This window comes from Nocardia panacis, assembly GCF_003598715.1.
Taxonomy (GTDB): domain Bacteria; phylum Actinomycetota; class Actinomycetes; order Mycobacteriales; family Mycobacteriaceae; genus Nocardia; species Nocardia panacis.
This window is the reverse complement of record NZ_QZFU01000029.1, coordinates 530,824-543,049: the sequence shown is the minus strand read 5'-3', so window position 1 is coordinate 543,049 and position 12,226 is coordinate 530,824. Positions and strand designations below refer to the sequence as shown.

13 protein-coding genes are annotated in these 12,226 nt (G+C 65.6%); all 13 read right to left on the bottom strand.

Annotation, left to right across the window (positions count from 1 at the left end; all coding sequences use genetic code 11):
* Positions 1–344: 344 nt before the first annotated feature.
* A complete protein-coding gene (gene murA / locus D5S18_RS24795) occupies positions 345–1,604 on the bottom strand; it encodes a UDP-N-acetylglucosamine 1-carboxyvinyltransferase (protein WP_120043461.1) in 1,260 nt (419 codons plus the stop codon).
* Between the two features lie 121 nt (positions 1,605–1,725).
* Complete coding sequence (locus D5S18_RS24790) at positions 1,726–2,310, bottom strand: cob(I)yrinic acid a,c-diamide adenosyltransferase (RefSeq protein WP_120043460.1); 585 nt, start codon at positions 2,308–2,310, stop codon at positions 1,726–1,728.
* A gap of 175 nt (positions 2,311–2,485) precedes the next feature.
* Positions 2,486–2,902 (bottom strand): DUF2550 domain-containing protein, encoded by a 417-nt coding sequence (locus D5S18_RS24785; RefSeq protein ID WP_203236899.1) that lies wholly within the window; start codon positions 2,900–2,902, stop codon positions 2,486–2,488.
* Positions 2,903–3,117: 215 nt separating this feature from the next.
* Positions 3,118–3,495 carry a F0F1 ATP synthase subunit epsilon gene (locus D5S18_RS24780; protein ID WP_120043510.1) on the bottom strand — a complete coding sequence of 126 codons (378 nt, stop codon included), beginning with the start codon at positions 3,493–3,495 and terminating at the stop codon, positions 3,118–3,120.
* An 8-nt stretch (positions 3,496–3,503) separates the two neighbouring features.
* Positions 3,504–4,952 (bottom strand): F0F1 ATP synthase subunit beta, encoded by a 1,449-nt coding sequence (atpD, locus tag D5S18_RS24775; protein ID WP_120043458.1) that lies wholly within the window; start codon positions 4,950–4,952, stop codon positions 3,504–3,506.
* Between the two features lie 19 nt (positions 4,953–4,971).
* Positions 4,972–5,943 (bottom strand): F0F1 ATP synthase subunit gamma, encoded by a 972-nt coding sequence (locus tag D5S18_RS24770; RefSeq protein WP_120043457.1) that lies wholly within the window; start codon positions 5,941–5,943, stop codon positions 4,972–4,974.
* Between the two features lie 53 nt (positions 5,944–5,996).
* Positions 5,997–7,637: a F0F1 ATP synthase subunit alpha gene (gene atpA, locus D5S18_RS24765; protein ID WP_120043456.1), complete on the bottom strand. Its 1,641-nt coding sequence runs from the start codon at positions 7,635–7,637 to the stop codon at positions 5,997–5,999.
* Between the two features lie 65 nt (positions 7,638–7,702).
* Positions 7,703–8,512: a F0F1 ATP synthase subunit delta gene (locus tag D5S18_RS24760; protein ID WP_120043455.1), complete on the bottom strand. Its 810-nt coding sequence runs from the start codon at positions 8,510–8,512 to the stop codon at positions 7,703–7,705.
* Positions 8,513–8,530: 18 nt separating this feature from the next.
* Positions 8,531–9,091, bottom strand: coding sequence for a F0F1 ATP synthase subunit B (locus D5S18_RS24755; RefSeq protein ID WP_120043454.1), 561 nt, complete (start codon positions 9,089–9,091; stop codon positions 8,531–8,533).
* A 5-nt stretch (positions 9,092–9,096) separates the two neighbouring features.
* The gene (locus D5S18_RS24750) at positions 9,097–9,342 is read right to left on the bottom strand and encodes an ATP synthase F0 subunit C (RefSeq protein ID WP_120043453.1); all 246 of its coding nucleotides are present in this window, start codon (positions 9,340–9,342) and stop codon (positions 9,097–9,099) included.
* A gap of 71 nt (positions 9,343–9,413) precedes the next feature.
* Positions 9,414–10,241, bottom strand: a complete 828-nt coding sequence (gene atpB, locus D5S18_RS24745) for a F0F1 ATP synthase subunit A (protein ID WP_203236898.1) — start codon at positions 10,239–10,241, stop codon at positions 9,414–9,416.
* Between the two features lie 308 nt (positions 10,242–10,549).
* The gene (locus D5S18_RS24735; protein WP_120043451.1) at positions 10,550–11,020 is read right to left on the bottom strand and encodes a Cg1360 family ATP-synthase-associated protein; all 471 of its coding nucleotides are present in this window, start codon (positions 11,018–11,020) and stop codon (positions 10,550–10,552) included.
* 11 nt (positions 11,021–11,031) lie between these two features.
* On the bottom strand, positions 11,032–12,222 hold the full coding sequence (locus tag D5S18_RS24730; protein WP_120043450.1) for a glycosyltransferase family 4 protein: 1,191 nt from the start codon (positions 12,220–12,222) through the stop codon (positions 11,032–11,034).
* Positions 12,223–12,226 lie beyond the last annotated feature (4 nt).

The following is a 12,226-nucleotide window of genomic DNA, read 5'->3' as shown; positions in this document are numbered from 1 at the left end:
ACACGGGGGTATGAAGGAAAGGAACCAAAAAATTGGCACTGACATTCATCGACACACTATTGAGTTCTCAAAGAACACACGCACACACCATCATCACAAGAATTAACTCGATTGATCGGTGAAGCAACTTTTCCAAGCTTAGCTCAGCCGTAATCCCGATCGCAAATCAGGGTCTCGTTTGAGCCGGTGTGATCGCCAGGCGCTCCTCGTACTACCTCGTTTCCCAGGCCCTCGGGGCGCTGCCCCTTTAGCTCTAGGTTGGTGTCCGTGTCGCTCTGACTCGATAAAAGTTACGTGTCTGCGTTCCCGATGTCAAATCGCCTGGTCAGGAACGCAATTCGGCATCACTCCGGTGCGCCGACGCGGCGCACCTCCCCGCCGAGCGCCTGGAGCTGCTCGACGAAATTCGGGTAGCCGCGGTCGATGTGGAAGACGTCGTGCACCTCGGTGGTGCCATCGGCGACCAAACCGGCCAGTACCAGTCCGGCTCCCGCACGAATATCCGAGGACCACACCGGCGCACTGGACAGTCGCGGAATTCCGCGCACCACCGCGTGGTGACCATCGGTCCGCGCATCGGCCCCGAGCCGAATCATCTCCTCCACGAAGCGGAATCGCGCCTCGAAGATGTTCTCGGTGATCATCGAGGTGCCCTCGGCGATGGCCGCCAGGCCGATGGCCATCGGCTGCAGGTCGGTCGGGAAGCCGGGAAAGGGCAGCGTCGAGAAGTTGACCGCGCGCGGCCGATCCGCCTGCACGACGCGAAACCCGTCCTGCTCGAACGAGATTCGCGCGCCCGCCGAGCGCAGCTTGTCCAGGACCAGCGACAGGTGCTTCGGATTGATCCCGGTGACCCGCACATCCCCCATCGTCATCGCCGCGGCGATCCCCCACGTCGCCGCCACGATGCGGTCGCCGATGACCCGGTGCGTGGTCGGCGACAAACGCTCGACCCCCTCGATGGTGAGCACCGAGGTGCCCGCGCCGCTGATCCGCGCCCCCATGCTCACCAGCATGGTGCACAGGTCCACGATGTCGGGTTCGCGGGCGGCGTTGTCGAGCACCGTCTCCCCCTCGGCCAGCACCGCCGCCATCAGGATGTTCTCCGTGGCCCCGACGGACGGGAAGTCGAGCCGAATGCGCGCGCCCTGCAATTCATCGGCGCGGGCAACCAGGCAGCCGTGCTCGATCTCGCTCGTCGCGCCGAGCAGACGCAAACCCGCCTGGTGCATATCCAGCGGCCGTGAACCGATCGCATCGCCACCGGGCAGCGCGACCACCGCGCGCTTGCAGCGGGCCATCAACGGGCCGAGTACACAGACCGACGCGCGGAACTGCGTGACGGCCGGGAAGTCCGCGTGATACTTGGGTTCGGCGGGGGTGGTGATGGTGACCGTCCCGCCGTCGACGCCGACATCGCATCCGAGTCCGCGCAGCACATCGGCCATCAGCGGCACATCGAGGATGTCCGGGCAGTTCGTGATCGTGGTGGTGCCCTCGGCCAAGAGGGCGGCGGCCATCAACTTGAGGACGCTGTTCTTCGCACCCCCGACCGTGACCTCACCAACGAGCCGATTTCCGCCCGTTACCAAAAACCTTTCCATGCCGCCTCTCCGCGTATTGGCGCACCGTTGCGTGCAAGGATAGTGGGGACGCGCCCTGCTGGTACGCGTGCCGGGTCAGTTCGGCGTCACACCTGCGGGACATACCCGAGATTTCGGGATTTCACGCACCTTCGGTCTGCGCGGCCCCCGGACGCCACAGCACATCGCCGCCGGGATTGGCCGCCCGACTCAGGATGAACAGCAGATCCGAGAGTCGGTTGAGATATTTCGCCGGCAGCGCGGACGTATCGTCCGGATGCGCGTCGAGCGCGGCCCAAGCCGATCGTTCCGCGCGGCGGGCCACCGTGCGCGCGGTGTGCAGCAGCGCGGCCAGCGGGGTGCCACCGGGCAGGATAAACGAGTTCAGCGGCGGCAGTTCGGCATTGAACTCGTCGCACCAGCCCTCCAGCCGATCGATATAGGACTGGGTGATGCGCAGCGGCGGATACTTCGGCTCGGCCACAATGGGCGTCGACAGATCCGCGCCCGCATCGAACAGGTCGTTCTGGACCTGGCGCAGTACCGCGAGTATCGACTCCCCCGGCTGTCCCAGCGCGAGCGCGACGCCGAGTGCGGCATTGGTCTCATCGCAGTCGGCGTAGGCGACCAGCCGCGCATCCGTCTTCGACACCCGCGAGAAATCGCTGAGACCGGTGGTCCCGTCGTCTCCGGTCCGGGTATAGATCCGTGTCAGATGCACACTCACACCACAACCCTATCGGGCACGGGCGACGCAGTCGCCCCATCAGACACCGTCGACGCAGTCTTCAGTCCGAGCCAGACACCGTCGACGCAGTCCTTGGTCCGAGCCAGACACCGTCGACACAGTCCTTGGTCCGAGCCAGACACCGTCGACACAGTCCGCAACTTCGGTCCGACAGTCAGCGCAGTCTGCGGGTCCGATCCGAGGGGCGCGACTCCACCCAGGACAGAAATGCCGCCAGCGAACCCCGATCGAGGGCCAATTCGAAACTGCCATCGCTGTCGGAGACGGCGATGACGGCTATCTCGTCGGTCATGATGTCGTACTCGTCGCCGCGCGGGCCGCGCCGATCACCGATCTCGATGCCCTGACGGCGAATCGTGGAATCGGGTCCGAGTTTCAGACTGGAGAGTTTGTAGAAAACGAGCCGATCCTCGTCGTAGCGAATCAGCCCGTGCCGCCAACCCTGACCGCCCTTGGCGGGCAGCACCCGAAGAATGGCCGCGGTCCCACCGCGACGGAGCATGATCAGGCGGTAGGTGGAGGCCAGGGCCAGGATTACGAGCAGCAGCACCAGAATGAACAACAGCACCATCCCGGTTCGCAATGCCGTCCGTCCCTTCGTTAAGCCGCCGCGCCCTCGAAACCTCGCCGTCATTCAACCACGGGACCGAGTTTACAAATGGGGCGGCTGTGTCTTCTGCACTGCGAATCTTTCACACTGCCGCGGATACGGGACTGCCGGTGGCCCATCGAGGCGGGGCCACCGGCAGTGCTACCGCTATTTCGTTGTCCAGCTACTTCGACCAGCTACGCATTCGCGGTCTGCTCGACCGCCCGCACCCGCGCCTGTGCCGCCTTCTGCTCCTCATCGGAGGCATTGGCATCGGACAGTACCTGCCTGGCCGCCTCGACATCCACCTCGGCGGCGAACTCGGCCGATTCGGCCAGCACGCGAACCGAAGTGGCGGTCACCGAGAAGAAGCCGCCGTGCACCGCCGCGATGATGCGCTCACCCTCGACCGGCACGATGCTCACGATGCCGCCCTCGACCAACTGGCCGAGCAGCGGCTCGTGACCGGGCATGATGCCGATCTGCCCCTCGGTGGTCTGCGCGCTGACGAACGTCGCCTGACCGGACCAGAGCTCGCGCTCGATCGCGACCAGATCCACTGACATCTCCGCCATCGGTGACACTACTTTCCGGCGATCTTCTTGGCGGCCTTCTCGACATCGTCGAGACCACCGCAGGAGTTGAACGCCTGCTCCGGGAAGTGGTCGAACTCGCCCTTGCAGACCCGGTCGAAATCGTCGACGGTCTGCTCGAGCGGCACCACCGAACCCGGCTGGCCGGTGAACTTCTCGGCCACGATGAAGTTCTGACCGAGGAACTTCTCCAGGCGGCGGGCGCGGCCGACGAGGACCTTGTCCTCCTCGGAGAGTTCGTCCATGCCGAGGATGGCGATGATGTCCTGCAGTTCCTTGTACTTCTGCAGGATGCGCTTGACCTCGTTGGCCACCGCGAAGTGCCGAGCGCCGACGATCGAGGCCTCCAGGATGCGGGAGGTCGAGGTCAGCGGGTCGACGGCCGGGTAGATGCCCTTCTGCGAGATCGGGCGGGAAAGCTCGGTCGTCGCGTCGAGGTGGGCGAAGGTGGTCGCCGGCGCCGGGTCGGTGTAGTCGTCGGCGGGCACGTAGATGGCCTGCAGCGAGGTGATCGACCGGCCGCGGGTGGAGGTGATGCGCTCCTGCAGCTCACCCATCTCGTCGGCCAGCGTCGGCTGGTAACCGACCGCCGAAGGCATGCGGCCCAGCAGGGTCGACACCTCGGAACCGGCCTGGGTGAACCGGAAGATGTTGTCGATGAACAGCAGCACGTCCTGGTGCTGCACATCGCGGAAGTACTCGGCCATGGTCAGGGCCGAGAGCGCGACGCGCATACGGGTGCCCGGCGGCTCGTCCATCTGGCCGAAGACGAGGGCGGTGTCCTGCAGGACGCCCATCTCCTCCATCTCCAGGTGCAGGTCGGTGCCCTCACGGGTGCGCTCACCGACGCCCGCGAACACCGAGGTGCCGGAGAACTCGCGCGCGATACGGGTGATCATCTCCTGGATGAGCACGGTCTTGCCGACACCGGCGCCACCGAACAGACCGATCTTGCCGCCCTTCACATAGGGGGTCAGCAGGTCGATCACCTTGATGCCGGTTTCGAGCAGTTCGGTCTTGCCCTCGAGCTGATCGAATGACGGCGGCTTGCGGTGGATGCCCCACTGCTCGCCGTCGCGGCCGGTGCCCGGCGCGTCCAGGCAGTCGCCCAGCGCGTTGAACACGTGCCCCTTGACGACGTCACCGACCGGCACCGAGATCGGCTTGCCGGTGTCGGTCACGGTCGCGCCGCGGACCAGGCCGTCGGTCGGCTGCATCGAGATGGTGCGCACGATGTTGTCGCCGAGGTGCTGGGCGACCTCGAGGGTCAGGGTCTTGGCCACCGACGGCAGGGTGATGTCGGCGTGCAGCGCGTTGAACAGTTCGGGAATGGAGCCACGAGGGAACTCCACGTCGACGACGGGGCCGATGACTCGGACGACGCGCCCTGCGGCCGCGCCGGTCCGACTCGTGTTGTCTTGTGTGACAGCTGCGGTCATTGATTGGTTCCTTTTGCGCTTAGTCGCGGTCCGAGCTCGACGCCAGCGCGTTCACGCCGCCGACGATTTCGCTGATTTCCTGCGTGATCTGGGCCTGCCGCACCGAATTCGCCTGGCGCGAGAGCACACTGGCCAGTTCGTTGGCGTTATCGGTGGCCGCCTTCATTGCGGTGCGCCGAGCCGCGGACTCGGATGCCGCTGCCTCGAGCAACGACGCGTAGATACGCGTATTGATGTACTTGGGCAGCAGCGCCCCCAGCAGTACATCGGCGTCGGGCTCGAATTCGTATTGGGCCTGGATCTGCGCCGTCGGCGAAACCGTCAGCGGGTCCGCGCCCATGTCGAAGTTCTCCTCGACGAAGCTCACCTGGATCGGGGCCAGGCGGCGCACCTCGGGCGACTGCGTCAGCATCGACACGAAACGCGTGTAGACGATGTGCAATTCGTCGAAGCCCTCGATATCGCCGGTCCCGTTCGGGGCGGGCACCGCACCGTCGGAACCGGCCATGAAGCCTGCCACCAGATGCAGGCACGCGGCCGAGGCATCGGTGTAGTTCGGCTGCTGGGAGAACCCGGTCCACGAGGCGATCGGGGCGCGGTTGCGGAAGGTGTAGTACGTCAGGCCCTTGCTGCCCATGACGTAGAGCACCGGCTCCTTGCCCTCGCCGCGCAGGGTGGTCATCAACTCCTCGGCCCGCCTGAGCACATTGGAGTTGTAGCCGCCGCACATACCGCTGTCGCTGGTGATGACCAGCACGGCGGCCCGACGCGGGTTCTCCCGCTCGGTCAGCAGCGGATGCGACAGACTCTTGGAGGCGCCCGCCAACTCGCCGAGCACCTTGGTGATCTCGACGGCGTACGGCTTGGCCGCGGCCACCCTGGCCTGCGCCTTGGAGATGCGCGAGGTGGCGATCAGCTCCTGAGCCTTGGTGATCTTCTTGATCGAATTCACACCACGAATGCGGGAGCGCAATTCACGCAAGCTGGCCACGGGTCACCCTCCCTTCGTTCGCGAGATTCGTAGCACACATCGGTCGACCGCTCTTACTTCTCGAGGTGCTTGCGGGTGACCGACAGCGACTCGACCTCTTCGTGGGCGAGTTCGCCCGCGGCGGGTTCGTTCACCACGCGGCTGCCGTCGGAGGCGAGGAAGCCGTGTTTGAACTTGTCGGTCGCGGCCTTGATCTGGTCGGCGGCATCTCCGTCGAGCGGCTTCGCGCCACCGGCGAGCGCCTCGAAGGCCTCCGGCACGTTGCGGTGCAGGTCCTCGATCAGCTCCGCGTTGAACCGGCGCACGTCGCCGACCGGGACCGAATCGAAGTGGCCGCCGTCGACCAGGTAGATCGACACGATCTGATCCTCGACCGCGACCGGCGAGTACTGGTCCTGCTTGAGCAGCTCCACCCAGCGCGCGCCACGCTCCAGCTGCGCCAGCGAGGCGGCGTCCAGATCCGAGGCGAAGGCGGAGAACGCCTCCAGCTCGCGGTACTGGGCCATTTCCAGACGCAGCGAACCGGCGACCTTCTTCATGGCCTTGGTCTGGGCCGCGCCACCGACGCGGGAGACCGAGGTGCCGACGTTGATGGCCGGGCGGACACCCTTGTTGAACAGGTCCGACTCGAGGAAGACCTGGCCGTCGGTGATGGAGATGACGTTGGTCGGGATGAAGGCCGAGATGTCATTGGCCTTGGTCTCGATGATCGGCAGACCCGTCATGGAGCCGGCGCCCATCGCGTCGGACAGCTTCGCGCAGCGCTCCAGCAGCCGCGAATGCAGGTAGAACACGTCGCCCGGGTACGCCTCGCGGCCCGGCGGGCGGCGCAGCAGCAGCGAGATCGCGCGGTACGCCTCGGCCTGCTTGGTCAGGTCGTCGAACACGATCAGGACGTGCTTGCCCTGGTACATCCAGTGCTGGCCGATGGCCGAACCGGTGTAGGGCGCGAGCCACTTGAAGCCGGCGGAATCCGAGGCGGGGGCCGCGACGATGGTGGTGTACTCCATCGCGCCGTGCGCCTCGAGCGCGGCCTTGACGCCCGCGATGGTGGAACCCTTCTGGCCGATCGCGACGTAGATGCAGCGCATCTGCTTCTTCTCGTCGCCGGACTCCCAGGCCGCCTTCTGGTTCAGGATGGCGTCGATGCAGACCGCGGTCTTGCCGGTCTTGCGGTCGCCGATGATCAGCTGACGCTGACCGCGGCCGATCGCGGTGAGCGCGTCGATGGCGGTGATGCCGGTGGCCATCGGCTCCTCGACCGGCTGACGCTCGAGCACCGTCGCGGCCTGCAGTTCCAGCACGCGCTGGCCCTCGGCCGCGATCTCGCCCAGACCGTCGATCGGCTGACCGAGCGGGTTGACCACGCGGCCGAGGAACTTGTCGCCGACCGGCACCGAGAGCACGTCACCGGTGCGGCGGACCTCCTGGCCCTCCTCGATCTCGGCGTACTCGCCGAGGATGACCGCGCCGATCTCGCGATCCTCGAGGTTGAGCGCGACGCCGAGCACGCCGCCGGGGAACTCGAGCAGCTCGTTGGCCATCGCCGAGGGCAGGCCGGAGACGTGCGCGATGCCGTCGCTGGTGTCGGTGACCACACCGACTTCTTCGATGGAGGTCTCGGGGGTGTAGCTCTGGGTGTAGCTCTCGATCGCGCTACGGATCTCGTCGGAGGAGATCGTCAGCTCCGCCATGTTGTTCCTGCTCTCGCTGTGTGGGTCTGCAATGTCGGGGGTGGCGCGGCGCGGCATCCGGCCCGTCAGGCCAGTTCTCGGCGCAGCCGCTCCAATCGGCCGGTGGCGCTGCCATCGATCACGTCGTCGCCGATGTGGACGACCAGGCCGCTCAGCAGGCTCGAATCGACCTGCACATGGACCGTGATCTGCTTGCCGTAGATACGGCGCAGCGAGGCGGCCAGCCGCTCGCGCTGCTGCTGCGTCAGGGGGATCGCGGCGCGCACGTGCGCGACGATCTGATCGCGCCGGGCCGCCGCCAGATCGGACAGTTCGTCGAAGGCCACGCCGATGCTGGTGCGCCTGCGCCCGACCACCTGTTCGGCCAGGGTCTGGGTGATCGGCTCGGTCTTGCCTGCCAGCAACCGCGCGATGAGCTCGCGCTTGGCGGCGACAGGTTTGCTCCGATCCGAGAGTGCCTGCTCGAGCCGGGGGTTGTCGGCGAGGATCCGGCCCAGCCGGAACAGCTCGTCCTCGACCGCGTCCAACCGACCGGTGTCGGCGGCCGACTCCAGCAGCGCCTCCTGCCCCAGCAACACCAGGGTGTCGACGAGATCCGCTGTGCGCGACCAGTTCTGGGCCACGGCCGTGGTCAGCACCGCCTGAGTGGCCGCGCTGACCTTGCCGCCGAAGACCCGTTCGCTGAGCTCGGCGCGCACCGAGCCCGGCACCGACACGTCCGCGAGCGCAACACGCAGCGAACGCTGGTCGTCCAGCACGGCGACAACGGCGAACAGTTCCGACCCTGTTGTGGCCGCGACACTGTCGCTTCCGGTCAGCGCGGCCCGAAGTGCCTCCCGCGACCGGGAGCGTGCCTCACGGCTCGCTGCGTACATGCTTCTCACTTTCGCGTCTTACCTTCCAACCCCGATGCCGGCATTGGTCTGATCGAGTTCGGTCAGGAACTTTTCGATCGACGCGGCCTGTTTGGCCTCGTCCGAAACCGACTGCCCGATAATCTTCTCGGCCAGGTCGACGGCCGTGCGGCCGACCTCGGAGCGCAGTTCGGTCAGGATCTGCTGGCGCTGAGCCTCCAGCTGCGAGTGACCGGCGGCGACGATGCGGTCGCTCTCGGCCTGCGCCTCGGTCCGCATCTGCGCCAGGATCTGCTGACCCTGGGTGCGCGCCTCCTCGCGGATGCGTGCGGCTTCCAGGCGGGCGTCGGCCAACTGCTGCTGGTACTGCTGCAGCGTGAGCTGAGCCTGCTCCTGGGCCGCCTCGGCCCGCTTGATGCCGCCCTCGATCTTGTCGGAGCGCTCGTCGAGCACCTTCATCAGGCGCGGGATCACGTACTTGTAGAACGCGACGCCGATGATGACGATGCAGACGATCGACCAAATGATGTCGTAGTTCTCGGGGATGAGGGGATTGATATCCCCTTCCGCCTGCGCTGCGAGCGTGGTGATCTGGTACATCGGAATCAGAAAATGAAGCCGGCGACGAGGCCGATCAGGGCCAGGGCCTCGGTGAAGGCGATACCGAGGAACATGTTGGTGCGGATGGTGCCCTGCAGCTCGGGCTGGCGGGCGATGCCCTCGATGGCCTTGCCGACGACAATGCCGACACCGATGCCGGGGCCGATGGCCGCCAGACCGTAACCGATGGCGCCGTAGCCCTTGACCTTGGCGTCAGCAGCTTCAGCAGCCAGGTACGAGAGGGTGCTCATCTGATTTATTCCCTTTCTGTCGCCCACCCGCCGACGGCGCGTGTGCAGGTTTGTGAGGTGTATCCGGTCGGTCAGTGAGAGTCGGCGTGCTCAGCCAGGCTGAGGTAGACGGCGGTCAGCAACGCGAAGACGTAGGCCTGCAGGAAGATGACCAGCAGCTCGAACAGCGTGAACCCGAGTCCGGCCAGCAGCGAGAACGGCGAGAACACCTTCATCCAGGCCGCGGCGTCGAACAGGAAGAACCAGGTGGCGCTGAAGAACAGCACCAGCATGATGTGACCCGCGAGCATATTGGCCATGAGACGGACGGTCAGCGTGAACGGCCGCAGGATGAAGGTCGAGACGAACTCGATCGGGATCAGCAGCACATGCAGCGCGGGCGGCACATTCGGCACGACGATGCTGCTGCGCATGTAGGTGAGGAAGCCGTACTTCTTGATACCCACGTAGTTGAACGCGAGGTAGGCGATGACGGCCAACACCAGCGGCATGCCGATTCGGGCATTCGACGAGATGTTGAGTCCCGGAATGACGCCGGAGAAGTTCAGAAAGAGGACCGTGAAGAAGATCGTGGCGATCAGGGGAAAGAACTTGCGTCCGCTTTCCTTGCCGAGAACCTCTTCACAGATCTGCTCCTTCACGAAAACCAGGCCGGTTTCCGCGACGTTCTGCAGGCCGCGCGGGACGATCCGAGGATTGCGGAATGCCAGGAACATCACGATGAGCAGTACGGCCGTCATGATCAACCGGATCATCATCAAACGATCGATCTGGAACGGCGTTCCCTCGAACAGCAAAGCTGGAGGGAAGAAGTCGATAAGCGAAGGCGCGTGGAACTCGCCCGCCAAAGTGGTGACGCTCAGCGTTCTCTCCCGTGCTCGGGCCGCGGGTACGGTCATTCCCGCGGTTCGATCGGACATTGACGATCAATTGGGTCGACTCAGGTCGGCTCGAAATTCGTCATCAGCTGGGCGGTAGGACCGCTGTGGCGTCTGTACGTGTGTCGGCGACATCGTCGACATGCAGAACCGGTTTCCCCTCGGAGCCCGGCACGGCAGTAAGCATAGCGGCCATCAGCGCGTTCGGTGGGATCGCCCCTCACTTGGTCGCTTGCTTACCAACACTTTACCAAGCTATCTACGACAACGTGTAGGTGGGTGCGGATTTTCCCGGATCGCGGTGGGATCCGTTCCCGTTCTCGGGGAGTTCATTGGGTGTCGGGCGCGGCCGAATCGGCGTCGGCTGCCTCGCGATCGGGCACCGTCACGTACGGAACCTTTTGGCGCACAACACCATAGGTCTCGGCACCGAGCACGATCAGCAGCGCGCCGACCACGGTCAGAAACAGTGCGACCCGGTTGTAGAAATCGAAGTGATTGAGCACCGCGATGATGATCAACACCACCAGCACCTTGCCCACCCAGCTGACCAGCATCACCAGACCGGCGGTGCTCGGCGGCAACTTCCCGCCGAACAACACCACCGCGGCCGTGGTGAGGATGAAGCCGCCGCCGATCGCGGAGCCGAGCAGCGCGCCCCACAGACCCGGCACGCCCGCCGTCACAGTGGCGACCACCGTGGACAGCACGACGAGCACGCCCAAACCGATCAGCCCGTAGCGCAGCGCACCGCGCAACGGGGCATCGGGACCGGGGACGGGGTTGATAGGGGCGTTCACGATGTCCGACTTTACCCGGACGCTTTCTCCTCGGCGGCGGCCCGCCCGCGCCGCATTCCGGGCACCGCGGTGACCACCAGCGCGAACAGCAATCCGGCCGCGACGAGCAACACCACCAGCCGCCGATCCATCAGCGAAGTGCCGACCGCGCCGAAGGCCAGTACGCCGACCCACAAATAGATCAACAACACCACGCGCCGCTGCGAATGGCCGATCTGCAACAGGCGATGGTGCAGATGCATTTTGTCCGGAGTGGAGAAGCTGACGCCTGCGCGCACCCGCCGCACGATGGCCAGCACCAGATCCAACACCGGAATGAACATCACCGCCGAGACGAGCAGCAGCGGCGAAAGCAGACCGACAATGTCTCGAGTGCCGTAACCCTGGAGCGGAATTCGACCCGATGCGCCGGTGGACACCGCCGCCAGCACCAAGCCGATCAGCATGGAGCCCGAATCACCCATGAATATGCGAGCGGGTTGGAAATTGTGCGGCAGGAATCCCAGGCACGCGCCCGCCATGGCGGCGGCCACCAGCGCGGGTGGATAGGAATCCACCGAACCGCCCTGCTCGTAGAGCAATCCGATCGCGAAGACGAAGACCGCGCTCGCGCAGATCAATCCGAGTCCGGCCGCGAGTCCGTCCAGACCGTCGACGAAATTCATGGCATTCACCAGCGTGACGGTGACGATTACCGTGACGATCGCGCCCTGCAGCGAATCGAGCACCACGGTCTCATTGGTGAACGGGTTGTAGATGCTGTACCAGCTCAGACCCATCACGGCCATCACACCCGCCGCCGTCACCTGACCGGCGAATTTGGTGAGCGCGTCCAGACCCCAGCGGTCGTCCACGATGCCGACCAGCACGATGAGGGTCGCCGCGACCAGCACCGCCGGAATATCGGGTCGGAAATCGAAGCCGCGACGCAGGGCGGGCAATTGGTGCGCGAAAAGGACCGCGGCCACCACGCCGATGTACATGCCGACCCCGCCCATGCGCGGAATCGGCTGGGTGTGCACATCGCGATCGCGCGGCACCGCGATCGCGCCGAAGGCGATGGCGAGCAGCCGCACACCGCCGGTGGCCAGCAGGGTGACGGTCGCCGAGATGAGGACCACGAGCAGCAGCTCGCGCATCGGGACGACCGAGCCCCAGCCGAAGGATCCGATGATGCCGTCGTCTAGTGCCAGCTCAGCCATGCAT

Coding starts and splice junctions, on each gene's coding strand:
- murA (WP_120043461.1), bottom strand. CDS start 1,604: ATGGAAAGGTTTTTGGTAACGGGCGGAAATCGGCTCGTTGGTGAGGTC.
- D5S18_RS24785 (WP_203236899.1), bottom strand. CDS start 2,902: ATGGTGCTGTTGTTCATTCTGGTGCTGCTGCTCGTAATCCTGGCCCTG.
- D5S18_RS24780 (WP_120043510.1), bottom strand. CDS start 3,495: ATGGCGGAGATGTCAGTGGATCTGGTCGCGATCGAGCGCGAGCTCTGG.
- atpD (WP_120043458.1), bottom strand. CDS start 4,952: ATGACCGCAGCTGTCACACAAGACAACACGAGTCGGACCGGCGCGGCC.
- atpA (WP_120043456.1), bottom strand. CDS start 7,637: ATGGCGGAGCTGACGATCTCCTCCGACGAGATCCGTAGCGCGATCGAG.
- D5S18_RS24760 (WP_120043455.1), bottom strand. CDS start 8,512: ATGTACGCAGCGAGCCGTGAGGCACGCTCCCGGTCGCGGGAGGCACTT.
- D5S18_RS24755 (WP_120043454.1), bottom strand. CDS start 9,091: ATGTACCAGATCACCACGCTCGCAGCGCAGGCGGAAGGGGATATCAAT.
- D5S18_RS24750 (WP_120043453.1), bottom strand. CDS start 9,342: ATGAGCACCCTCTCGTACCTGGCTGCTGAAGCTGCTGACGCCAAGGTC.
- atpB (WP_203236898.1), bottom strand. CDS start 10,241: ATGACCGTACCCGCGGCCCGAGCACGGGAGAGAACGCTGAGCGTCACC.
- D5S18_RS24730 (WP_120043450.1), bottom strand. CDS start 12,222: ATGGCTGAGCTGGCACTAGACGACGGCATCATCGGATCCTTCGGCTGG.